The following is a 24,605-nucleotide window of genomic DNA, read 5'->3' on the forward strand; positions in this document are numbered from 1 at the left end:
GGAACCGATCAGTTTGTATATGAAGTATGTGATGATGGTGTGCCTCAGGCATGTGATCAGGCTACAGTATACATCAGTATCGATCCAAACGGTGGTGGAAACGAGATTCTAGCAATCGACGATATCAATGATACGTTTGTAAACTTAGCAGTAAGTGGTGATGTAGGTACCAACGATTTAAACCCTGACGGTCCAGCTGGAACGGAAGTGTTTACTTTAGTGACAGGACCTACCAATGGTACCCTGACATTAAACGCTGATGGTACGTATACCTATACTCCGAACCTTGATTATGTTGGTGAAGATCAGTTTGTATATCAAATATGTGATGCGGGGAACCCGATTGCATGTGATACGGCAACAGTGACTATCGAAATTATTGGAGATCCTGTTATAGGAAATGACCCTCCAATTGCTAATAACGATACGAACGTGACAGAGGTAGGTGTACCAATTGATGGGAACATACTTTCAAATGATTTTGATCCAGATGGAGATCCGATTACAGTAACGGCCAATACCCAACCTACTAATGGTACGGTGGTTATTGATCCTATAACTGGAGCATATACATATACTCCGAATCCAGGATATTCTGGTGAAGATACTTTCGAGTATACGATCTGTGATGATGGAACACCTCAGTTATGTGATACTGCAACGGTTTATATTCAAATTATTCCAGATCTAAGTAATATCACCGTCGCTAATGATGATGCATATTATGGTGAAGTGAATACAGATATTACTGGTAATCTATTGGAGAATGATTCAGATCCGGAAGGACAGTCTCAAACATTGGATGTAACAATTAGTCCAATAAGTGGTCCGACTAGTGGATCGGTAGTACTTCAACCAAATGGTGACTTTATTTACACACCAGGTTTAGACTTTACTGGAACAGATCAATTTGTATATGAAATCTTTGATGCTGGTTCTCCAGTAGCAACAGATCAGGCTACAGTTTATATAGTGATCAATCAAACACCTGCTCCTGCTATTGCCATTATTAAGGAAGGAACTTTCAACGATGAAGATGGCGATGGTTGTGCAGATGTTGATGAAACTATTACATATAACTTTACTGTTGTCAATACTGGAAATGTAACTCTAAACAATGTTAACGTTACAGATCCTCTAGTTGGACTTGTATTAGTAGGAGGCCCAATAATATTGGCTGCTGGTGATACCGATACTACTACATTTGTAGGTACGTATCCAATTACACAGGTAGACATTGATAATGGAAATGTAACGAATCAAGCAACTGCTGAAGGAACTGATGATGCTGGTACTATAGTAAATGACCTTTCCGATGATAATAGTTTGACGGAAGATGATCCAACTATAACTGTGCTTTGTCAGAATGCAAGTATCGCAGTGATTAAAGAAGGAACATTCAACGATGAGGATGGTGACGGTTGTGCAGATATTGACGAAACCATTACGTATAACTTTACAGTTGTAAATACTGGAAACGTTACTTTGACAAACGTGAACATTACTGATCCTTTAGTAGGTTTAGTTCTTGTGGGTGGTCCAATAACATTGGCTGCTGGTGATACGGATACTGCTACGTTCGTAGGAACATATCCAATTACTCAGGTAGATATTGATAACGGAAATGTAACGAATCAAGCAACTGCTGAAGGAACTGATCCAAATGCAGTAGTAGTAAGTGATCTTTCTGATGACAATAGTTTAACTGAAGATGATCCAACAGTTACTGAACTTTGTCAGAACGCGAGTATCGCAATTATAAAAGAAGGTACTTTCAACGATGAAGATGGTGACGGTTGTGCAGATGTAGATGAAACCATTACCTATAACTTCACAGTTGTAAATACTGGGAATGTCACGCTGACTAATGTGAATATTACTGATCCATTACCAGGAATGGTATTGGTAGGTGGTCCAATTACATTAGCTGCAGGTTCAACTGATACTGCTACGTTTGTTGGAACATATCCAATCACTCAAATAAATATTGATGAAGGAAATGTAACGAATCAGGCAACTGTTTTTGGAACTGATCCAAGTGCAATAGTAGTAAGTGATCTTTCAGATGATAATAGTTTAACTGAAGATGACCCAACAGTTACTGTACTTTGTCAGAATGCTAGTATTGCATTAATCAAAATGGGTGAACTACCTCCGAATCCTATTAAAGGAACAGGATGTCCAACACCAGGAGATATAATACAATACACATTTACAGTTGTGAATACTGGAAACGTTACATTGACAAATGTTAATATAACTGACCCACTACCTGGTATCGTTCTAGTTGGTGGTCCAATTTCACTGGATGCTGGAGAAACTGACACTACCACATTTACAGCATCTTATGCTGTAACTCAAGCTGATATAGATGCTGGACAGGTGGTAAATCAGGCAACTGGTCATGGTACACCGCTTACTGGTGGAGAAGTGACAGATCTTTCAGATGATGATGTATTAACTGAAGATGATCCAACAGTAGTTGTATTATGTCAAGCTCCGTTTATTGCACTTGTGAAAGAAGGAACTTTCAATGATACGAATGGTGACGGTTGTGCTAATGTAAATGAGACCATTACGTATACATTTACTGTATACAATCAAGGTAACGTTACCTTAGAGAACATTACAATCTCAGATCCAGGAGTTAATGTAGTGGGTGGTCCAATCACATTGGCGCCATTAACTACAGACGCAACTTCATTTACTGCGATTTATCCAATAACTCAAATCGACATTGATGCTGGGTTCAAGGAGAACCAAGCGATCGTATCTGGATTTACGTTGCTAGGTCAGCAAGTACTTGATCTATCTGATGACAATAGTCCGTTTGAAGACGATCCAACAATCACTGTCCTTTGTCAAGGAGCTGCAATTGCAGTAATTAAAACTGCGACTCCAACAGATGAGAATGGTGATGGTTGTATAGATGTTAATGAAACTATAGTATATAACTTCGTTGTGAAGAATGTTGGTAACGTTGAATTGACCAATATATATATCACAGATCCATTAGTAGCTGTAACAGGTGGTCCAATTATTTTGGCAGCTGGAGATTCTGATGCTAGTAGCTTCATGGCTATTTACACAGTTACTCAGGCAGATATTGATGCAGGTAATGTTACGAATCAGGCAACTGTGTTCGGAACACCACCGGTTGGTACTGAAGTTTCAGACTTGTCTGATGATAATAGCTTCTTCGAAGACGATCCTACTGTAGTTATTGCATGTAGTGGTGTTATGATGTCTGTAACGAAATCTGGAGTTATTGATCTAGGAGCAGATAATTTACCGCAAATTGGTGAACTAATATCGTACATATTTACAGTTACAAACACAGGTTCAGTAACACTTCACAATGTTATATTGGAAGATCCACTTCCTGGTTTGGTAATCGTAGGTGGACCAATTCCTGTATTATTACCTGGAGAAACAGATACTACTACATTTACGGCTACATATCCAATTACACAAGCGGATATTGATGCAGGACTTGTAATTAACCAAGCGCGAGGTACTGGTTTCGATATAAACGGAAATGTAATAGCGATGGATGACTCTGATGATCCTAATGATAATACTAACTTTGATAATAACGGAGATGGAGAACCAGATGATCCAACAATCACGATCATACCAAATGTTTTGGTTGGACAGTTCGAAATCTTCAATGGTATCACACCTGATGGAGATGGTCTAAATGACTACTTTGAAATTAGAGGTATCGAAGCGTTTGGACCTAATAACGTTCAAATCTTCAACAGATGGGGAGTATTAGTTTTTGAAACTGATAATTATGGTGGATCTAATGGAGAGGAAAATGTCTTTAGAGGAATTTCCGAAGGACGTGTAACTATACTTGAAAATAATGAGTTGCCAACAGGTACATATTACTATGTACTGCGATTCTCAGGCGATAATCCTGGAAAAGAGAGTTACGCAGGATACTTATATATTAATAGATAGAAAATCAAAAATTTCCGGGAGGATAACCTCCTCCCGGCTTTAAAATATGTAACTATGAAACACAGTTATTTCGCAATCATACTTTTGATTTTGCTAGGGACATTTTCAACTAATGCGCAGCAAGATCCCCAATATACTCAGTATATGTATAATACCGAAGTGGTCAATCCTGCTTATGCAGGCTCCAGAGATGCCTTGAGCATAGGTTTCTTGGGAAGAACACAATGGGTAAGTTTTGATGGAGCACCTAAGACAGGTACTATCACTCTTAACACACCTATTGGATCCATGGATAATATGGGGTTAGGTCTTGCAATAGTGCACGATCGAATAGGACCAGGAGATGAGTCTAATATTAACGTGGATTATTCATATTCTATCAATACGTCGGATGATTCTGAGCTTTCCTTCGGAATAAAGGCAGGGCTTGATATATTAAATGTGGATTATACACGCCTGAATATTGCAGATCAAAATGACCCTCGTTTTCAGAATTCAATAGATAATAAGTTACAACCACAAATAGGAGCTGGTATCTATTATAATACTCAAAAGTTTTATGCGGGATTGTCTGTGCCTAACTTTTTAACAACACAACATTTTGACGAAAGTAGTTTAACTAATACACAGAGTTCTGCAGTTGCAGCAGAGAGGTTACATTATTTTTTAATTGCAGGTTATGTGTTTGAAATTAGTGATAATCTAAAATTTAAGCCAGCAACTCTTGTAAAAGCAGTAAGCGGTTCTCCACTACAGTGGGATGCATCTGCCAACTTTTTGATAAATGATAAATTTACAGTAGGTGCTGCCTATAGATGGAGTGCGGCAATAAGCGCAATGTTAGGTTTTCAAGCATCTGATGAGTTTTTTATAGGATTTGGGTATGATTATCAATCTACTGATATTGAAAAGTACAGTGATGGTTCATACGAGCTTATGCTTCGTTACGAAGTATTCAAAAAACCAGAACGTGTCTTAACTCCAAGATTCTTTTAAAATTTGTACACTATGAATACATTACTCCGAAAAATATTATTAGTAACGCTGGTGTGCTTTATTACTGGCGTTTCATTTTCTCAAAAAAATCAGATTGCCAAAGCTAATAAGGAATTTGACAGGTTTTCATACATAGATGCCAGAGAGATTTATCTCAAGGTGGTAGAAGATGGTTATAAATCGGCCGAGATCTATCAAAAACTAGGCGATACTTACTATTGGAATAGTGATTATGATAATGCTGCGAAATGGTATTCAAAATTAATTACAGAGTTTCCTAATGAAGCGGAAGCGGAGTATTACTATAGAGCATCTCAATCTCTTAAGAGTCTGAAAAAATATGACGAAGCGGATAAGATGATGCTGGGATTTGCTGCGAAAGGTGGTAATGGTTTATTACTCAAGAATTTTGAAAAAGATCCAAATTATTTGAAGAGTATAGGATTGGTATCCAAAGCGTATATTCTTGAGAAAGTTTCAGTTAATACAGATTATTCAGATTTTGGTCCTTCGTTTTATGGCGATAATAAACTAGTTTACGCTACATCTTCAAATAAATCGGAAGGTTTCAGAATCTATGAATGGAATCAACAACCATTTTTAGATCTGTTTATGGCAGATATTGATGAAGAAGGAAAATTGTCTAATCCGCGTTCATTAAGTAAAGAAATTAATACAACGTATCATGAATCTTCAACGTCGTTTTCAAAAGATGGAAAGACAGTTTATTTCACACGAAATAATTTCATCAACGGAAAAAGCGGAAAAGATAAAGACAAAACGATACGTTTAAAATTATATAAAGCTACTAATAATGGTGATGGGAAATGGGGAGATATTGTTGAACTACCTTTTAATAGTAAAGAATATTCTGTAGCTCATCCAGCGTTAAGCCCCGATGAAAAGAGATTGTACTTTTCATCAGATATGCCCGGAACTATTGGTATGTCTGACCTTTGGTTTGTAGATATCATTGGAGATAATACTTATGGCGTGCCTGTTAATTTAGGAGATCAGATAAATACAGAGGCAAGGGAATCATTTCCTTATATTAGTAAGGAAGGAAACTTATATTATGCAACCGATGGATTAGCTGGTTTAGGTGGCTATGATATTTATGTTACAAAATTAAATGAAGACGGTACTACTGGTGATATTACCAATTTAGGCGAACCTATTAATAGTAATCAAGATGATTTCGGTTTTGTTTTAAATGAATCGAAGGGATTAGGATATCTATCTTCGAACAGAGATGGTGAAAAAGGTAGTATTGATGATGATATTTATAGAATTCAGGAAAAATGTGTTATTGAGTTAATTGGGACAGTTTTTGATGAAAATTCAAAAGAACTAATCCCTGGAGCGGAGGTGACATTATTGGATGAAAATAACAAAGTTATAAATACTATTATTGTGGGTGAAGATGCTGCTTACAATTTTACAGTAGAATGTTCTACCACCTATTCGGTTAGGGGTACTCATGAAGATTATAAACCAAATGAGAAAATTGTAACCACTCCGGACAAGACTGGACAAATCGTTGTTCCAATTCCTCTTCAACGTAAAGGCTGTCCTCCAAATGATCTGGGATGTATTTTATGTTTGCAGCCTATTTTCTTTGATTTTGATAGATATAATATTCGTCCGGATGCCGAAATAGAACTGGCCAAAATACTTGCCGCAATGGTTAAGTACCCGCAATTAATTATTGACATTGAGTCACATACGGATTCACGAGGTAGTTTCTCGTATAACGATGGCTTATCTGAAAAAAGAGCACAAGCATCTAGAAGCTGGCTTATTAGTAAGGGTATTGCTTCATCGCGCTTAACCGCTAAAGGTTATGGTGAAAGACAATTGTTAAATCGTTGTGTTATGTTTGGGGAGTGTGGTAATGAAATTGGTACTTACGACTGTACTCAAGAACAACTCAATAATATAAAATGTAGTGATGGAATAAAATGTTCGGAAGCAGAACATCAATTAAATCGAAGATCTATGTTTCTTATTCAAAACTAACTCAGTTAGATAGTTTTAAAAACGCCCAATGTTAGTTGGGCGTTTTTTTTTTGCATCAAAAATCGAACCATCCTACAAAGATTAACCCAATATTTACAGTTGTAGTCAATATATACGTAGTCCTACGTATATTGCTTCCTACAAGAGTTTGTGCATAAATCAATAAAAAATGCACTTAGCCGTTTAATACAAACCGTTAAACTAAAATTGATCTAATTGTAATAATTTTACGCATTTTCCTACGTATCTTTATCATAGATTGATGAAGTGTTAATTTTATCCAAAAGGAATTCTGAATATTTTAGAAACAAATTCTTTTCAGTTATCATAGAACACTATACTTACCTAAACCATCATTTACCTATCCCCGATTTTATTGAATAGTTTTCAGAATTGATACAAATTCATTTCTGTGAATAAAGTTAAATAATATTTGAAAAAATATTTTAATCGAATGCATATGTATCTCTTTACTAAATTCATTTCTTCTGAAAAGATTCAAATATTTATTTGCGTTTTTTTACTTGCGATATTCGGATCTTCTTATGCACAAACAATAAACACCACAACTCCTGCAGGTGGTTTTGAAATTGACGGCAATTTAGGTTCAAATACTCCAACAAATGGAGTTGGTGATTGGGTTGAAGGAGTAGCCGGAACCGGTGGTTTTGTACTTACTAGTACAGGCGATGGAGTGAACGTGAGTACATCTGCCTTAAAAAGAGATCAATTTAATTCACCTGGCGATAACATTTTTGCTGCTGGATTAACAAGTAATGATAACCCTGGAACATGGATATGGACAACTGGATCTATCCCTGGAAAATTAGATATCGGGAACACTATGTACCATATCACAAAAGATGGAAGCAATAATGAATGGATTTTCGTTTCCGGTGACAGACGGCTAGCTAATGGGGTGAGTTATCTGGATTTTGAATTTTTACAGAATACATTAACGTTGACGCCTACCTTTGGATTTACTTCTGCAGGTCCTGATAATGGAAGAACAGTAAATGATATATTAATGACTGTTGAATACGGAACTGGTGGCAATGTTGCTACTATTGACGTTTACCAATGGGAAGATATAGGTGGAGGGAATTTTGAGTATGTGTTACAAGCGGTAGCCCCGGCGAACGCAGTAGCAAAAACTAATGATGTTAATGTTGCCGTCCCATTTGGGGCATTTGGTGTTTTTAATTATACACCTGAAAGGTTTGTTGAAGCTGGCTTAAATATTACCAGCATCTTAGGGACTTTACCAGATCCTTGTGTAGGTGTGAGCTTTAAAACTCTATTTGTTCGTTCTAAGGAGGCATCATTACCTACTACTTCCCTTAAAGACTTTAGAGTGCCTATACAATTAGGACCAATTTTAGCTACGGCAAAAATTAGTTATGTGCCAAATGTAGTGTGTAATGATTCTGCTCCTATTCAAGTTACTCAAACCGGAGTAAGTGGAGGTGTTTATTCTGCAGTTCCTGCTGGACTTGACATAGATCCAGCAACTGGTGAAATAAATGTTCAGAATAGCGTCCCTGGAGTATTCACGATTACCTATACATATGGCAATATAGCTTGTCTACAAACTACGACAACCACGTTTACAATTTTAGCAAATCCAGATGCCCCTATAAGTGGTGGGGATCAATCAGAATGTGCAGAAGATCCTATTCAAACACTTACAGCAACTGCAACTGTGCCCGCTGGGCAAACCATTGTTTGGTACGATGCACCTGCTGGCGGAAATGTGGTAGCCAATCCTACACTAAATACAGTTGGCACAATTACATACTATGCAGAGGCCGTTATAAATTCTAGTAATTGCAAAAGTACATCACGAACTTCTGTAACACTAACGATTATAGCTTCTCCTAATGCTCCAATTAGTGGAGGGAATCAAACTGAATGTGAAGAGAATCCAATTCAAACACTAACTGCAACGGCTACAGTACCTGCTGGACAAACAATTACTTGGTATGATGCTCCAACTGGAGGAAATGTTGTAGCAAATCCTATTTTAAATACAGTTGGCACAATTACTTATTATGCCGAAGCGACACTAATTGCTGGAGGTTGTCAGAGTACGACAAGGACAGCGGTTATTTTAACTATCACGGCTGCTCCTAACGCTCCATTGAGTGGAGGAGATCAAACAGAATGTGCGCAGGATCCTATTCAAACATTAACTGCAACTGCTACGGTTCCGGGAGGACAAACCATTGTTTGGTACGATGCTGCAACTGGTGGCAATGTAGTTGCCAATCCAATTTTAAATACTATAGGAACTGTTACATATTATGCTGAAGCTGTTATCACCGTTGGTGGTTGTACTAGTTCAACAAGGACAGCTGTAACATTGACGATCACGGCTTCACCTGCAGCTCCAATTTCAGGAGGTGACCAAACAGAATGTGCAGAAAATCCTATTCAAACACTTACAGCAACTGCTACGGTCCCTGGCGGACAAACCATCGTTTGGTATGATGCTGCAATTGGTGGCAATGTAGTTGCCAATCCTATATTGAACGCAGTTGGTACTGTTACTTATTATGCTGAAGCATCTATTACAGCAACAGCTTGTTTAAGTTTAACTAGAACTGCCGTTATACTTACAATTTTAAATACTCCTGCTGCGCCTATTTCAGGAGGAGATCAAACAGAATGTGCGCAGGATCCTATTCAAACATTGACTGCAACTGCTACGGTTCCGGGAGGACAGACCATCGTTTGGTACGATGCTGCAACTGGTGGAAATGTAGTAGCGAATCCAATTTTGAATACAATTGGTACGATAACTTATTATGCTGAAGCTGTTATCACCGTTGGTGGTTGTACTAGTTCAACAAGGACAGCTGTAACATTGACGATCACGGCTTCACCTGCAGCTCCAATTTCAGGAGGTGACCAAACAGAATGTGCAGAAAATCCTATTCAAACTCTTACAGCAACGGCTACAGTACCTGCTGGACAAACCATCGTTTGGTATGATGCTGCAATTGGTGGCAATGTAGTTGCCAATCCTATATTGAACGCAGTTGGTACTGTTACTTATTATGCTGAAGCATCTATTACAGCAACAGCTTGTTTAAGTTTAACTAGAACTGCCGTTACACTTACAATTTTAAATACTCCTGCTGCGCCTATTTCAGGAGGAGATCAAACAGAATGTGAGGAAGATCCAATTCAGACACTAACTGCAACTGCTACGGTTCCGGGAGGACAAACCATCGTTTGGTACGATGCTGCAACTGGTGGAAATGTAGTAGCGAATCCAATTTTGAATACAATCGGTACGATAACTTATTATGCTGAAGCTGTTATCACAGTTGGTGGTTGTACTAGTCTAACAAGGACAGCTGTAACATTGACGATCACTGCTTCTCCTGCAGCTCCTATTTCAGGAGGTGACCAAACAGAATGTGCAGAAAATCCTATTCAAACTTTGACCGCAACGGCTACGGTACCTGCTGGACAAACCATCGTTTGGTATGATGCTGCAACTGGTGGCAATGTAGTTGCCAATCCTATATTAAACGCAGTTGGTACTGTTACTTATTATGCTGAAGCAACTATTACAGCAACAGCTTGTTTAAGTTTAACTAGAACTGCTGTTACACTTACAATTTTAAATACTCCTGCTGCTCCTATTTCAGGAGGAGATCAAACAGAATGTGCGCAGGATCCAATTCAGACATTAACTGCAACTGCTACGGTTCCGGGAGGACAAACCATCGTATGGTACGATGCTGCAACTGGAGGCAATGTAGTAGCCAATCCAATCTTGAATACTATAGGAACTGTTACATATTATGCTGAAGCTGTTATCACAGTTGGTGGTTGTACTAGTTTAACAAGAACAGCTGTAACATTGACGATCACCGCTTCTCCTGCAGCTCCTATTTCAGGAGGTGACCAAACAGAATGTACAGAAGATCCTATCCAAACACTTACAGCAACTGCTACAGTACCTGCTGGACAAACCATCGTTTGGTATGATGCCGCAACTGGTGGCAATGTAGTTGCCAATCCTATTTTAAATACAGTTGGTACTGTTACTTATTATGCTGAAGCATCTATTACAGCAACAGCTTGTTTAAGTTTAACTAGAACTGCTGTAACACTTACAATTTTAAATACTCCCGCTGCGCCTATTTCAGGAGGTGACCAAACAGAATGTGAGGAAGATCCAATTCAGACACTAACTGCAACTGCTACGGTCCCTGGAGGACAAACCATTGTTTGGTACGATGCTGCAACTGGTGGAAATGTAGTAGCGAATCCAATTTTGAATACAATCGGTACGATAACTTATTATGCTGAAGCTGTTATCACAGTTGGTGGTTGTACTAGTTTAACAAGGACAGCTGTAACATTGACAATCACGGCTTCTCCTAATGCTCCAATTAGTGGAGGTGACCAAACAGAATGTACAGAAGATCCTATCCAAACACTTACAGCAACTGCTACGGTCCCTGCTGGACAAACCATCGTTTGGTATGATGCTGCAACTGGTGGCAATGTAGTTGCCAATCCTATATTGAACGCAGTTGGTACTGTTACTTATTATGCTGAAGCATCTATTACAGCAACAGCTTGTTTAAGTTTAACTAGAACTGCCGTTACACTTACAATTTTAAATACTCCTGCTGCGCCTATTTCAGGAGGTGACCAAACAGAATGTGAGGAAGATCCAATTCAGACACTAACTGCAACTGCTACGGTACCTGGAGGACAAACCATTGTTTGGTACGATGCTGCAACTGGTGGAAATGTTGTTGCCAACCCAATTTTGAATACAATTGGTACGATAACTTATTATGCTGAAGCAGTGGTAACTATAGGAGGTTGTATCAGTTCAACAAGGACAGCCGTAACTTTGACAATCACAGCTGCAGCAAATGCTCCTATCTCGGGTGGAGATCAAACAGAATGTGCAGAAGATCCTATTCAAACGTTAACAGCAACGGCTACGGTCCCTGGTGGACAAACCATTGTTTGGTATGATGCTGCAACTGGGGGCAATGTTGTTGCGAATCCAGTTTTAAATGCTATAGGTACAGTAACATATTATGCGGAAGCAATTATCACAGCTAGTGGGTGTATTAGTCTAAGTAGAACAGCAGTGACTCTTACCATTACAGTGGCACCTGATGCTCCTATTTCGGGAGGTGATCAAATAGAATGTGAAGAAAATCCAATTCAAACGTTAACAGCAACGGCTACGGTACCTGGAGGACAAACCATTGTTTGGTACGATGCTCCAACCGGTGGAAATGTTGTTGCCAACCCAATTTTAAATACAGTTGGTACGATTACATATTATGCCGAAGCTGTAATTACAGCCGGAGGTTGTGTTAGTTTGACAAGAGTGGCTGTTACACTGACCATAACGGCAGCGCCAATTGCTCCAATAACTGGAGGAGATCAAACAGAATGTGCGCAGGATCCAATTCAGACACTAACTGCAACGGCTACGGTACCTGGAGGACAAACCATAGTGTGGTACGATGCTCCAACCGGTGGCAATGTAGTTGCCAATCCTATTTTAAATACAGTTGGTACGATTACATATTATGCTGAAGCAATTATAACAGCTGGCGGTTGTTCTAGTTTAACAAGGACAGCAGTAACATTGACAATAACTGCCGCACCAGATGCTCCTATATCGGGAGGTGATCAAACAGAATGTGAAGAAGATCCTATTCAAACTCTAACAGCAACGGCTACGGTTCCTGGCGGGCAAACCATTGTTTGGTATGATGCTGCAACTGGTGGAAACATTGTTGCTAATCCAACGTTAAATACAGTTGGTACAATTACATATTATGCGGAAGCTGTAATTACAGCCGGTGGTTGTATTAGTTTGACAAGAACTTCTGTAACCTTGACTATTACAGCCGCACCAGATGCTCCTATAACTGGAGGTGATCAATCTGAATGTGTAGAAAATCCAATACAAACCTTAACTGCTACTGCGACCGTTCCCGGGGGTCAAACCATTGTTTGGTACGACGCTCCAACTGGTGGAAACATTGTTGCCAATCCTATTTTAAATACAGTTGGTACAATAACATATTACGCTGAAGCAAATGTAACAGCTAGTGGTTGTGTTAGTTTGTCCAGAATTTCAGTAACATTAACATTATCAGCTGCTCCGGACGCTCCTATTTCTGGTGGCGATCAGACTGAATGTGCTGAAACTCCAATTCAAACATTGACCGCAACAGCAACTGTTCCTGGAGGACAGACAATTATATGGTATGATGCGCTTACCGGTGGAAATGTAGTCGCGAATCCAACATTAAACTCTATAGGTAGTATCACTTATTATGCTGAAGCATTAGATGGTTCTTCGAGTTGTATCAGTGGAGGAAGAACGGCTGTGACACTTACTCTAACAGATGCGCCTACGCTTCCTATAAGTGGTGGTAATCAAACTGAATGTGAGTTAGATCCAATCCAGACGCTCACAGCTATAGCTACAGTTCCTGGTGGACAGAGCGTGGTTTGGTACGACTCGGCTATTGGAGGTAGTATAGTTGCAAATCCAACCTTGAACGTGGTGGGGTCAGTGACTTATTATGCTGAAGCAGTTGTTACCATTGGTGGATGTACAAGTTCATCAAGAACTGCTGTTGTACTTACAATTAATAGTTGTTCTGTAAGCCTAAGTAAGTCTGGTGTGTTTGATGATAATAATGGTGATACAAGTTCTCAGGCTGGCGAAACCATTTCTTATATATTTTCACTTGACAATACAAGCACTTCGATTTTCTATAATGTTGTAATAAGCGATCCATTAATTGTTGGAGCTATTACCGGACCAGTTTCAGGTGATGATAATAATGACAACAATCTTGATCCTAATGAAATTTGGGTCTTTACAGCGACTTATGTCGTTACTCAGGCAGATGTTGATGACGGACAAGTAATAAATCAAGCTACTGTAAATGTGGAAGACATCGTTGGAAATGTTATATCCGACTTATCTGATGACCCTAATAATGATGATGATTTTGATGCAAATGGTGACCTCGAACCCGATGATCCAACGATTACTCTTTTACCTGGAGTAGCCGGTGTAACCTTCGTAATCTATAATGGAGTTACCCCTAACGGAGATAACGCACATGATTATTTCCAAATTTTAGGTATTGAAGATTTTCAGAATAATTCAATGCAAATTTTTAATAGATGGGGAGTTATAGTTTTTGAAACAGTGGGCTATGGTGGTTCTTCAGGAGATCAAAATGTTTTCCGAGGAATTTCTGAAGGAAGAGCTACTGTAAGTGGTGATAAAGAACTTCCAACAGGAACTTATTTTTATGTGTTAAAGTTTCCGGGTGAAAATCCTGGTAAAAATACTTATTCAGGTTATTTGTATCTGAATAGATAAAATTAAAAAGCTTCTTACGGTCTGATTCCGTTCAAGTTTAAATTATATAACTATGAAAAGCAGTTATTTTACAATTATAATTTTGGTTCTCTTCGGAATTTTTACCGGGAGTGCGCAACAGGATTCGCAATACACTCAATATATGTATAATACGCAAATCGTGAATCCGGCATACGCAGGTACTGGCGATGTATTGAGTTTTGGTTTGTTGTTGCGAACACAATGGGTAAGTCTTGAAGGTGCTCCAAAAACCGGGTCTTTTTCAATTAATTCACCATTGGGTTTAATGGATAATATGGGTATCGGATTATCCGTAGTTCATGATGAGTTGGGCCCATCGGTTGAATCGAATATAAACGTAGATTTTGCTTATGCTATAAGTACTTCCGATACAGGAGAAATTTCATTTGGTTTAAAGGCGGGACTCGATATACTGGATGTTGATTTTAGTAAGTTAAATCTTAATCCAAATACACCCGATTCACGTTTTGAGAACAACATTGATAATAAATTGCAACCTCAAATAGGTGCCGGAGTTTATTTTAACACCGAAAAATTCTACTTAGGTGCTTCTGTTCCTAATTTTTTAACGACCAAGCATTTCGATACAAATAGTCTAACAAATACACAGTCGAGTGCTATCGCGGCAGAGAGATTACATTACTTTTTAATTGCCGGCTATGTGTTCGATTTAAGTGACAATCTTAAATTTAAACCAGCGACTTTAGTGAAAGCTGTAAGTGGCGCACCGCTTCAATGGGACGCCTCAGCAAACTTCCTTATTAATGAAAAATTTACAGTAGGAGCTTCTTACAGATGGAGTGCAGCCGTAAGTGCTATGCTTGGATTTCAGGCTTCTAAAGGTATATTTATTGGTTTTGGATATGATTACCAAACAACCGACCTTGAGGAATTTAGCGATGGCTCCTATGAATTAATTTTACGTTATGATCTCTTTAACAAGGCCGAACGATTTGTAACTCCTAGATTCTTTTAAAAATACCTGCTATGAAAACTTTTATTCGCATTATTTTCTTGTCTTTAGTAATTGTGTTTAGCTCTGGGAATTTATTCGCACAAAAGAAACAACTCGAAAAAGCGAATCAGGAATTTGATAGGTTTTCATATATAGATGCTCGAGCTATTTATCTCAAAGTTATTGAAGACGGTTACACTTCCGCAGAAATATATCAAAAGCTTGGAGACACCTATTATTGGAATAGTGATTACGATAATGCAGCAAAATGGTATTCTAAACTCGCAAATGAATTTCCGAAGCAAACAACAGCACAATATTACTTTAGAGCTGCTCAATCGTTAAAAAGTATAAATATGCTTGATGAAGCCAATCATATGATGGCCCAATTTGAAGCTAATGGAGGAAATGGATTACTTCTGAAGGAATTTGACAATGATCCAAATTATTTACAGAGTATTGGATTAGTTACTAAGAATTTTGATCTGGAAAAAGTATCAATCAATTCTGAATCATCAGATTTCGGACCGTCATTTTACGGTGCCAATAAAGTGGTTTATGCTACTTCTTCGAACAAAAATGAAGGCTTTAAAATAGATGAGTGGAATCAACAACCATTTCTAGATCTTTTTGTAGCCGATATGGACGAGGAAGGAAACCTTTCAAATCCTAGATCCTTTAGTAGTAAAATAAATACCCCGTATCATGAATCCTCTGCGGTATTCACTAAGGATTTAAAAACAGTTTACTTCACAAGAAACAACTTTATCAACGGCAAAAAAGGAAAGGATAAGGAAAAAACAATACGGTTAAAACTTTATAAAGCAACCAGTTCGGGAGATGGCGATTGGGATAACATTGTGGAGCTTCCGTTTAATTCTAAAGAGTATTCTGTCGCCCATCCGGCTTTAAGTGTCAATGAACAACGACTTTATTTCTCTTCCGATATGCCCGGTACTCTTGGGATGTCCGATTTATGGTATGTTGATATAATTGGTGATAACAGTTATGGTACGCCTGTAAATCTGGGTGAAGCTATTAATACTGAAGCAAGGGAATCTTTCCCCTTTATTAGTGATGAAGGAAAACTTTACTATTCGAGTGATGGCCTTGACGGATTTGGAGGATTTGATGTTTATGTTACTACTCTTAATTCAAGTGGACTTACTGGTTCCATTACTGGTTTAGGTAAACCTGTAAATAGTAGCCAGGATGATTTCGGCTTTATAATTAATGAGGAAAAAGGACTTGGATACATATCATCTAATCGAGGAAGTGCCGTAGGTGGTAGTATTAATGATGAAATTTACCTCATAAAAGGTAAGTGCGAAATTTCAATAAAAGGTACTGTAATAGATGTAGATGATTTGTCTTTAATTGAAGGAGCTGAGGTAACACTTTTGGATGGTGATAACAATATAGTAGATACGTTTGTTGTGAAATCTGATGCGGCATTTAGTTTTATGGCAGATTGCGATTCAGATTATGCCTTACGTGCATCGAAAAATGGGTACCAGCCCAATGAAAAACTCATCTCAACGCCAGATAAATCCGGTGAAATTGTGGTGCCTATTGCACTGAAAAGTATGAGCCCTTGCCCGCCTAATGATTTGGGCTGTATATTGAGCTTACAACCTATTTATTTTGATTACGATAGGTTCAATATTAGACCTGACGCAGAAATAGAAATCGCAAAGGTTTTAGCCGCTATGAGGGAATATCCTGAATTGGTTATACACATAGAATCACATACAGATTCCCGCGCACCAAATAAGTACAATGAAAGACTTTCTGAAAATCGTGCACAGGCAACCTTAAGTTGGTTGGTTAAGAAAGGGATCAGTAAGAGCAGATTAACCGCCAAGGGTTATGGTGAAACTCAACTTACGAATAGATGTTCAGATGGAGTCGCGTGTTCTGAAGCGGAACATCAGTTGAATAGACGTTCGATGTTTATTATTCAGAATTAAAACCAATACTTCAGCCAAAGATTTCCGACATTTCACCTTGAATTAGGTGGGTAAGTATCCATAAACGACATATTTTGAGTATGTTATCGTGTATATCGGTATTTAGTCTAATTCCTACATTATTTTATTCCTACAAAAGAAATCTTTATTATCTTTACTGAAGTTAAGACTTATCTCCGAATTTGGTTATAAGTTATAATACTCTTCCCCACAGGTATTTTACATACTGGAATAAATTAGATAGTTAAATCAAAGGTTAATTGGTCATTATATATGGCAATTCGCCACAGGACTTTTATGCTTAAAAATCAAGTTCTGGAAAAGAAAAAGTTTAAGAATTTAAAGTGTATAGCTATGAAGAGGTATATAAAAAGTATTGCTTTAATTGTAATTACAATCCTTTGTAATCAGAATATTATTGCTCAAAATCAGAAGCTTAATAAGGCAGATCTGGAATATGATCAATACGACTTTATAGATGCACGAGACATTTATTTAAAAGTGGTTGAAAAGGGATATCATTCCGCAGAAATTTATAAAAAATTAGGAGATACTTACTACTATAATAGTGATTATAAAACTGCTTCGGATTGGTATGGTAAACTATTTGAAACTTATCCGGGTGATGTTGATATTGAATATTTTTACCGTGCTGCCCAGTCATACAAGAGCATAGATAGATATGAAGAATCCAATGAATTAATGGATACATATATCGCTATGGGAGGAGAAGAAAAAGTAATTCAAGCGTTTGAAAATGATCCCGAATACTTAAAAAGCCTTGGTATCGAAACATTCAAATATGTATTGAATAAAATCTCTGTCAACAGTAAATTTTCTGATTTTGGACCTTCTTATTATAAGAATAAAATTGTCTTTGCTTCTTCGACTAAAGATTTAGAAAACTTCAAAACGCATAACTGGAATAATTTACCTTATTTGGACCTTTATTCGGCCGATATAGACAAAGACGGTAACTATTCAAATCCGGAACCCTTATCCGGAGAAGTTAACACAGTTTATCACGAATCATCGACTGCATTTACGAAGGATGGAAAAACCATGTACTTTACCAGAAATAACTATACAAATGGTAAAAAGGGAAGTGATGACAGACGTACTATGCGTTTAAAACTATACAAGGCTACTAAGAATTTAATTGGAGAATGGGTAAATGTGGAGGAATTGCCTTTCAATTCTCCTCAATACAGTGTAGCGCATCCTGCCTTAAGCAAGGACGAAAAACGACTTTATTTTGCATCCGACATGCTCGGGACATATGGGAGATCTGATTTGTGGTATACTGAAATTTTGGAGAATAATATGTATGGTGAACCGGTAAACCTCGGTCCAAATATCAATACCAGATCACGTGAAACATTTCCTTATATCAGTGAATATAATAACCTTTATTTTTCCAGCGATGGATATGGAGGGTATGGAGGTCTTGATATTTTCATAACACCATTAGACGAGGAAGGAAACTATGGGAAAATTTCAAATTTTGGTGAACCAATTAATAGTAATCAGGATGATTTTGGTTTTATAACTAAAGAAAGTGAAGGAACAGGATATTTCTCTTCAAATATTGATGGAGGTCGAGGAAGTATAGACGATGAAATATTTAGGTTTGTAGAGGAATGTGTAATGACGATTACCACTACTGTTACTGATATCGACACCGGTGAATTAATACCGGGCGCCGAAGTCTCTCTTCTGGATTCCAACAATAAATTGATTGAAAAGGTAACAGTAGGAGATGATGCCAAATATACTTTTACCGGTCATTGCGAAACACAATATTCTGTGTTGGCAACAAAGAAAAAATTCTTCCCTAACGAAAAAATAATAGTAACGCCAAACGAAGGAGGTGTGATCGACTTAATTTTAGAGCTAAAACGAAAAGAAGATTGTTTGCCAAATGATCTCGGTTGTCGTCTTAATTTGCAGCCCATATACTTCGATTATGACAGAGCAGAAATACGAGATGATGCGGCAATCGAACTGGCAAAAATTCTGTCAGCCTTGCAATTATATCCGGAACTTGTAATACATATTGAGTCACATACAGATTCAAGAGGTCGAGATAGTTATAATGAAAAATTATCCGATCGTAGAGCAAAATCGACCATGAATTGGATAGCTGAAAGAGGAGTAGACCCTTTTAGATTAACGGCCAAAGGTTATGGCGAATCTCAGCTGGTAAATTATTGCTCAAACGATGTTGAATGCACAGAAGAAGAGCATCAATTAAACAGACGTTCCATGTTCTTAATACAAGATCACAATTCGACCGTGACTTCAAAATAGTCGTTACTAAGCATAATTGTTTTTAATTACCGTCTCCTATTTCGTACTTTTGAGGAAATAAAATTGTCCATGAAAGAAGAGCAAGTTATTCTTGTAAACGAGAAAGATGAGCAAGTTGGGCTAATGCCTAAACAGGAAGCGCATGAAAAGGCTTTGTTGCATCGTGCATTTTCAGTGTTTATTTTCAATGATAAAAATGAATTGATGCTGCAACAAAGAGCCGTGCATAAGTATCATTCGCCCGGTTTATGGACAAATACTTGTTGTAGCCATCAGCGGGATGGAGAAAGTTCCCTAAATGCCGGCAAACGCAGACTTATGGAGGAGATGGGATTTACCACCAAACTAAAAGAAACCACCTCATTTATTTATAAAGCCCCTTTTGATAATGGCCTTACAGAACATGAATTTGACCATATTCTGGTGGGAAAATACAATGCAATTCCATCAATAAATCCCGATGAGGTAGCATCCTGGAAATGGATAAGCATAGAGGCATTAGAAAAAGACTTAGTAGAAAATTCTGAAAGCTACACAGTCTGGTTTAAGATCATTTTCGATAAATTTCAAAAACATCTTGCGGTATGAGCCTCACAATCTTTCGTAAAGCGCATTTTAACGCAGCACATCGACTCTATAAAGCGAGTTGGGATGATGCTAAGAACCTCGAAGTTTTTGGAAAATGTAGTAATCCTAATTATCACGGTCATAATTATGAGCTTGAAGTAGGCTTAACCGGAAATATTGATCCGGAAACTGGTTATTTAATCGATCTTAAAGTATTAAAAGATATTATTAAATCTGAAGTTGAAGATGCTTTCGACCATAAAAATTTGAACCTCGAAGTAGAAGATTTTAAAGAGCTAAACCCCACGGTTGAGAATATAGCCATTGTTATATGGAAGCGATTGAGAAATCAACTGGATTCTAAGTATCGTATTACGGTGAAGCTATACGAAACACCTAGAAACTTTGTAATTTATACAGGAGAAGAATGAGTTTGAAAAAAGGACAAATGCTCCCGAAATTTTCACTGAAGGATCAAAATGGGAATTTATTTTCTTCGGAATCTATACGCACTAAGCAACCAATCGTGATTTTTTTCTATCCAAAAAACTTTACCCCCGGTTGTGTAAAAGAAGTTTGCAGCTTTCGCGATAATTATCAGGATTTTACAGATGCTGGCGCTGTAGTTATTGGTATTAGTGGTGATTCGGAAGGATCGCATAAAAAATTCGAAACTCGGTTTGATCTACCTTTTACGCTTTTAGCAGATACAGAAGCTAAGGTTCGTAAATTATTTGGTGTAAAAAGCAGCTTTTTAGGATTACTCCCCGGACGAGAAACATTTGTTTTCGATAGATCGGGAAAACTATTTTTCAGATTTCAATCTTTAAATGCTCAGCCTCATATCGATATGGCTTTAGAACAATTACAATTACAAATTGAAAAGTAAAACATCCTTATATCCGTTGCGATTTAGACCCATCTTAAAAGAAAAGGTCTGGGGCGGCACAAAATTGTCCGAGCTCTTCGGAAAAGATAAGGGTGATAAAATAGGTGAAAGCTGGGAATTATCGGGAGTTGAAAATAATATTTCAATAGTGCTCAATGGTTCTCTTTCGGGCAATTCGTTAGTTTCACTTATTGATGAGTATAAGGAGCAGTTGGTAGGAACGAAGGTTTACAAGCGCTTCGGAAGTAAGTTTCCTTTATTATTTAAGTTTATTGATGCTTCTGAAGATCTTTCGGTACAATTGCACCCGAACGATTCTCTTGCAAAATCCCGTCATAATTCCTTCGGAAAGACCGAAATGTGGTACATTTTACATACCGAAAAAGATGCTCGTCTTATTCTCGGTTTTAAGAATGACATAACGGAAGCAGAGTACTTAGAAAAGCTTTCAGAAAAAAAAATAACAGATATTTTACATCCTGAACCTGTTAAAGTAGGAGATGCATTCTTTATTGAACCCGGAACCGTTCATGCGATAGGCGCAGGAATTGTATTGGCAGAAATTCAGCAAACTTCAGATGTGACCTATCGAATTTACGATTGGGACAGACCTGATATCGACGGTGAACTAAGAGAATTGCATACCGATCTTGCCCGTGAAGCTATCGATTATAAGACAGCAGATGCTAAATTGAAGTATACTAATAAGTCAAATTCGGCTATACAGCTTTGCAGCACTGCTTATTTTGAAACGAATAAATTAGTTGTGACTCGCACTGTTGAACGCGATTACTCAAACCTAGATTCTTTTGTGGTATATATGTGTGTGGATGGAAAAGCGAATGTTGAAATTATGAACACTTCAGAAGAAATAAAAAAAGGAGAAACTATCTTAATCCCTGCCTGTGAAGACATGGTTAGGCTTACTTCCAGTAATGCAACTATTTTAGAAATTTATATCCCTTAATACACTCTAAAGTAGTATTTTTGCACAAAATTTAAAATTATGGCAAACGTACGCGACCTTAAAAAAGATATTAATTATGTGTTGGGAGATATCATTGAAGCGGTGTATATCTGGGAACTAACGAACCCTTCAAAGGACAATAAAAAGGCAGAATCGATCATCGATGAGGCTATTGTTACTTTCGATGAACTTATCGTAAAAGTGAACGATAAGAAGGTTGAAAATAAGAAAAAACATTTCAAAACGATTAATACCGAATTGGAAGAAAAAGGAAGAAAATTAATCGAAAAAATTAACGGATTAGGTTAATTTTCAGATTTTTTTCTATCACCAATAAAAGACTCTAATGCTTTACCGTATTTAGAGTCTTTTATTTTTGGAGTAAGTTTTTGATAAACGGTATCCAAATATTTAATGTTGGCATTAGGGATTTCCGAAAGAACTAAATAGGGGGAAAGTTCGCTTTCGAAATTATTCAAGGCATAATTTACGGTCATTAAATACTTGCTACTTTCCAAATTCTTACTTTTCTTCTCTAGCGATTTAAACAATGAATCGTTGCCTTCCTGATATGCGGCAAACTTTTCTTCTATATACTCCAGGTTTTTAGTGGTATAGCGTTGTTTTATCTTCTTGTAATCGTCGAATAATTTTTCGTTATTAGAGCCTGTAATCACTGCATCAATTGCAAAACTTTTAAGGGAGGTGTTGATTGTTATTTCTCCGGCTTCAGCAAAAAATGGTATTCTGTCATCAAGTAAAGTACCGTCCTTTAAGCGTAGATAGAGGTAATATACTTCCGGACTTTCAATTTCTTCGGAAAACTTAAAATTAGAGTCTCCGTTAATTTGAACTGAATCTACTGAAACCAATAAAGTGTCTTCGATCTTCTGAAGGAGAATAGTTCCTTTTTTAAGTCCTTTCACATATCCTGAAAGTTGCATTTCCTTATCACTTTTAGAACAACTAACAACTAAAACAAGTACTGCGAAAAGAGAAAAAACGTATTTCATGACACCATTATTTTAAGCGGGCAAAGATGTTACTTTTTTCAGAAACTCCAACCGAAATATTTTATTTTTGCTCCCAGCTCCCAGCTCCCAGCTCCCAGCTCCCAGCTCCCAGCTCCCAGCTCCCAGCTCCCAGCATTAACTTACCGATGCCAATTGCATTAATACTGTACAAGCCACAGCGCCAAGAGTTCCAATAGCATATCCAAAAACTGCCAATAACACTCCTACTGTAGCCAACGATGGATGGAAGGCCGATGCAACAATGGGAGCAGAGGCAGCCCCGCCCACGTTCGCCTGACTTCCAACAGCTAAAAAGAAATACGGAGCTTTAATAAGTTTGGCAACGAGAATTAATAGTCCGGCGTGAATCACCATCCAGACTAGCCCAATTACAATAAGCCATCCGTTCTCAAAAATTTGAGTGAGGTCCATTTTCATTCCAATACTGGCGACCAGAATATAGATAAATACACTTCCAAATTTACTAGCACCGGCACCTTCATAACTTCTTGCTTTTGTATAAGAAAGCAATATCCCAATAATGGTGGTTATGGTGATCATCCAAAAGAAACTCGAATCGAGAAATGTAAATATATTTCTGGTAAGTCCTTTAGGAAGTGTAGCTACAAACGATTCGAAAAAACTACTTAGATGACCAGCTCCAAAATGGGCAAAACTCACGGTACCAAAGGCGATTGCTGCAAGTATCATTAAATCGGTTAAGGATGGATTCCTGTCCACGGATGCTGAATACGCTGACATCTTATTTTTTAAACTTTCAATCGCTGAAGTATCTGCCCCCAACCATTTATCAATTTTTGCCGATTTTCCAATTCCGATAAGGATAATTGCCATCCAGATATTTGCGACAACTATATCTACGAATACCATTCCGCCGTATAATTTTTGGTTGTATCCGTAAATTTCCAACATCGCAGTTTGATTGGCTCCACCACCAATCCAGCTTCCTGCAAGAGTAGAAAGGCCTCTCCAAACTGCATCTGCACCTTCTCCGCCAACAGCTTCAGGGTGAATACTTCCAATCAATAAAACGGCGACAGGACCACCAATGATGATTCCTGCGGTACCTGCTAGAAACATGATCAATGCCTTCGGACCTAAATTAAAAACAGCTTTTAAGTCTATGCTTAAGGTCATTAGAACGAGTGCTGCAGGAAGTAAATATCTACTCGACATATAGTAAAGACTTGAACTATGTTGACTTACATCGCCACTTTCAGAAACTGTGGTCCAATCTGGTGCAATTAGGCCAAAGGTGGTAAACAATGCCGGAATGAAATACGCGACAAAAAGTGCAGGAACGATTTTGTAAAAGGAACTCCAAAATCCTGATTCTTTAGAGGAAGTAAAAAATATGAATCCTAAAGACAGCATAAGTACGCCAAAAACGATGGTGTCACTGGTAAAAAAGGGAGTGGTGTCTTTTATAACTTCTGAAACTATATCCTGCATAACGATGGTTTTGCTGCAAAATACTTTTTTTAATTCAGAAAGAAGAATTCTAAATTC

At 37.8% G+C, this 24,605-nt stretch carries 14 protein-coding genes; 12 read left to right on the plus strand and 2 right to left on the minus strand.

The window, feature by feature from the left end:
- From BXY75_RS08935 to BXY75_RS08990, 12 genes are all read left to right on the plus strand, one after another.
- The coding region (locus tag BXY75_RS08935) for a DUF7507 domain-containing protein (protein WP_121907408.1) at window positions 1-3,966 on the plus strand (3,966 nt) is incomplete at its 5' end.
- Window positions 3,967-4,020: 54 nt separating this feature from the next.
- Window positions 4,021-4,962: a PorP/SprF family type IX secretion system membrane protein gene (locus BXY75_RS08940; RefSeq protein ID WP_121907409.1), complete on the plus strand. Its 942-nt coding sequence runs from the start codon at window positions 4,021-4,023 to the stop codon at window positions 4,960-4,962.
- 12 nt (window positions 4,963-4,974) lie between these two features.
- A complete protein-coding gene (locus tag BXY75_RS08945; protein WP_121907410.1) occupies window positions 4,975-6,981 on the plus strand; it encodes an OmpA family protein in 2,007 nt (668 codons plus the stop codon).
- Window positions 6,982-7,441: 460 nt separating this feature from the next.
- Complete coding sequence (locus tag BXY75_RS08950) at window positions 7,442-14,383, plus strand: gliding motility-associated C-terminal domain-containing protein (RefSeq protein WP_170152876.1); 6,942 nt, start codon at window positions 7,442-7,444, stop codon at window positions 14,381-14,383.
- A gap of 52 nt (window positions 14,384-14,435) precedes the next feature.
- Entirely contained in the window at window positions 14,436-15,380 is a 945-nt protein-coding gene (locus BXY75_RS08955) for a PorP/SprF family type IX secretion system membrane protein (protein WP_121907412.1), read from the plus strand.
- Window positions 15,381-15,391: 11 nt separating this feature from the next.
- Window positions 15,392-17,329 (plus strand): OmpA family protein, encoded by a 1,938-nt coding sequence (locus BXY75_RS08960; RefSeq protein ID WP_121907413.1) that lies wholly within the window; start codon window positions 15,392-15,394, stop codon window positions 17,327-17,329.
- Window positions 17,330-17,683: 354 nt separating this feature from the next.
- Entirely contained in the window at window positions 17,684-19,639 is a 1,956-nt protein-coding gene (locus BXY75_RS08965; RefSeq protein ID WP_121907945.1) for an OmpA family protein, read from the plus strand.
- 69 nt (window positions 19,640-19,708) lie between these two features.
- Window positions 19,709-20,227, plus strand: a complete 519-nt coding sequence (idi, locus tag BXY75_RS08970; RefSeq protein ID WP_121907414.1) for an isopentenyl-diphosphate Delta-isomerase — start codon at window positions 19,709-19,711, stop codon at window positions 20,225-20,227.
- Window positions 20,224-20,637, plus strand: a complete 414-nt coding sequence (locus BXY75_RS08975; RefSeq protein ID WP_121907415.1) for a 6-pyruvoyl trahydropterin synthase family protein — start codon at window positions 20,224-20,226, stop codon at window positions 20,635-20,637. Before idi ends, BXY75_RS08975 begins: the two co-directional genes overlap by 4 nt.
- Complete coding sequence (locus BXY75_RS08980; protein ID WP_121907416.1) at window positions 20,634-21,095, plus strand: peroxiredoxin; 462 nt, start codon at window positions 20,634-20,636, stop codon at window positions 21,093-21,095. Before BXY75_RS08975 ends, BXY75_RS08980 begins: the two co-directional genes overlap by 4 nt.
- Entirely contained in the window at window positions 21,085-22,062 is a 978-nt protein-coding gene (locus BXY75_RS08985; RefSeq protein ID WP_121907417.1) for a type I phosphomannose isomerase catalytic subunit, read from the plus strand. Before BXY75_RS08980 ends, BXY75_RS08985 begins: the two co-directional genes overlap by 11 nt.
- Before the next feature lie 39 nt (window positions 22,063-22,101).
- Window positions 22,102-22,371 (plus strand): hypothetical protein, encoded by a 270-nt coding sequence (locus tag BXY75_RS08990; protein WP_121907418.1) that lies wholly within the window; start codon window positions 22,102-22,104, stop codon window positions 22,369-22,371.
- On the opposite strand, the gene BXY75_RS08995 is transcribed toward BXY75_RS08990, so the two are convergent.
- Together BXY75_RS08995 and BXY75_RS09000 are read right to left on the minus strand one after the other, a co-directional pair.
- On the minus strand, window positions 22,368-23,075 hold the full coding sequence (locus BXY75_RS08995) for a DUF4369 domain-containing protein (RefSeq protein ID WP_121907419.1): 708 nt from the start codon (window positions 23,073-23,075) through the stop codon (window positions 22,368-22,370). The genes BXY75_RS08990 and BXY75_RS08995 overlap by 4 nt on opposite strands.
- 135 nt (window positions 23,076-23,210) lie before the next feature.
- Window positions 23,211-24,548: a DUF819 family protein gene (locus tag BXY75_RS09000; protein ID WP_211331814.1), complete on the minus strand. Its 1,338-nt coding sequence runs from the start codon at window positions 24,546-24,548 to the stop codon at window positions 23,211-23,213.
- Window positions 24,549-24,605 lie beyond the last annotated feature (57 nt).

Origin of the sequence: Ulvibacter antarcticus, from assembly GCF_003688405.1 — a bacterium.
Lineage (GTDB): Bacteria > Bacteroidota > Bacteroidia > Flavobacteriales > Flavobacteriaceae > Ulvibacter > Ulvibacter antarcticus.

Excerpts from the sequence above, each read along its gene's own strand:
- BXY75_RS08995 (WP_121907419.1), bottom strand. The coding sequence starts at position 23,075 with ATGAAATACGTTTTTTCTCTTTTCGCAGTACTTGTTTTAGTTGTTAGT.
- BXY75_RS08965 (WP_121907945.1), top strand. The coding sequence starts at position 17,684 with ATGAAGAGGTATATAAAAAGTATTGCTTTAATTGTAATTACAATCCTT.
- idi (WP_121907414.1), top strand. The coding sequence starts at position 19,709 with ATGAAAGAAGAGCAAGTTATTCTTGTAAACGAGAAAGATGAGCAAGTT.
- BXY75_RS08980 (WP_121907416.1), top strand. The coding sequence starts at position 20,634 with ATGAGTTTGAAAAAAGGACAAATGCTCCCGAAATTTTCACTGAAGGAT.
- BXY75_RS08940 (WP_121907409.1), top strand. The coding sequence starts at position 4,021 with ATGAAACACAGTTATTTCGCAATCATACTTTTGATTTTGCTAGGGACA.
- BXY75_RS09000 (WP_211331814.1), bottom strand. The coding sequence starts at position 24,548 with ATGCAGGATATAGTTTCAGAAGTTATAAAAGACACCACTCCCTTTTTT.
- BXY75_RS08950 (WP_170152876.1), top strand. The coding sequence starts at position 7,442 with ATGTATCTCTTTACTAAATTCATTTCTTCTGAAAAGATTCAAATATTT.
- BXY75_RS08975 (WP_121907415.1), top strand. The coding sequence starts at position 20,224 with ATGAGCCTCACAATCTTTCGTAAAGCGCATTTTAACGCAGCACATCGA.
- BXY75_RS08945 (WP_121907410.1), top strand. The coding sequence starts at position 4,975 with ATGAATACATTACTCCGAAAAATATTATTAGTAACGCTGGTGTGCTTT.
- BXY75_RS08990 (WP_121907418.1), top strand. The coding sequence starts at position 22,102 with ATGGCAAACGTACGCGACCTTAAAAAAGATATTAATTATGTGTTGGGA.
- BXY75_RS08960 (WP_121907413.1), top strand. The coding sequence starts at position 15,392 with ATGAAAACTTTTATTCGCATTATTTTCTTGTCTTTAGTAATTGTGTTT.
- BXY75_RS08955 (WP_121907412.1), top strand. The coding sequence starts at position 14,436 with ATGAAAAGCAGTTATTTTACAATTATAATTTTGGTTCTCTTCGGAATT.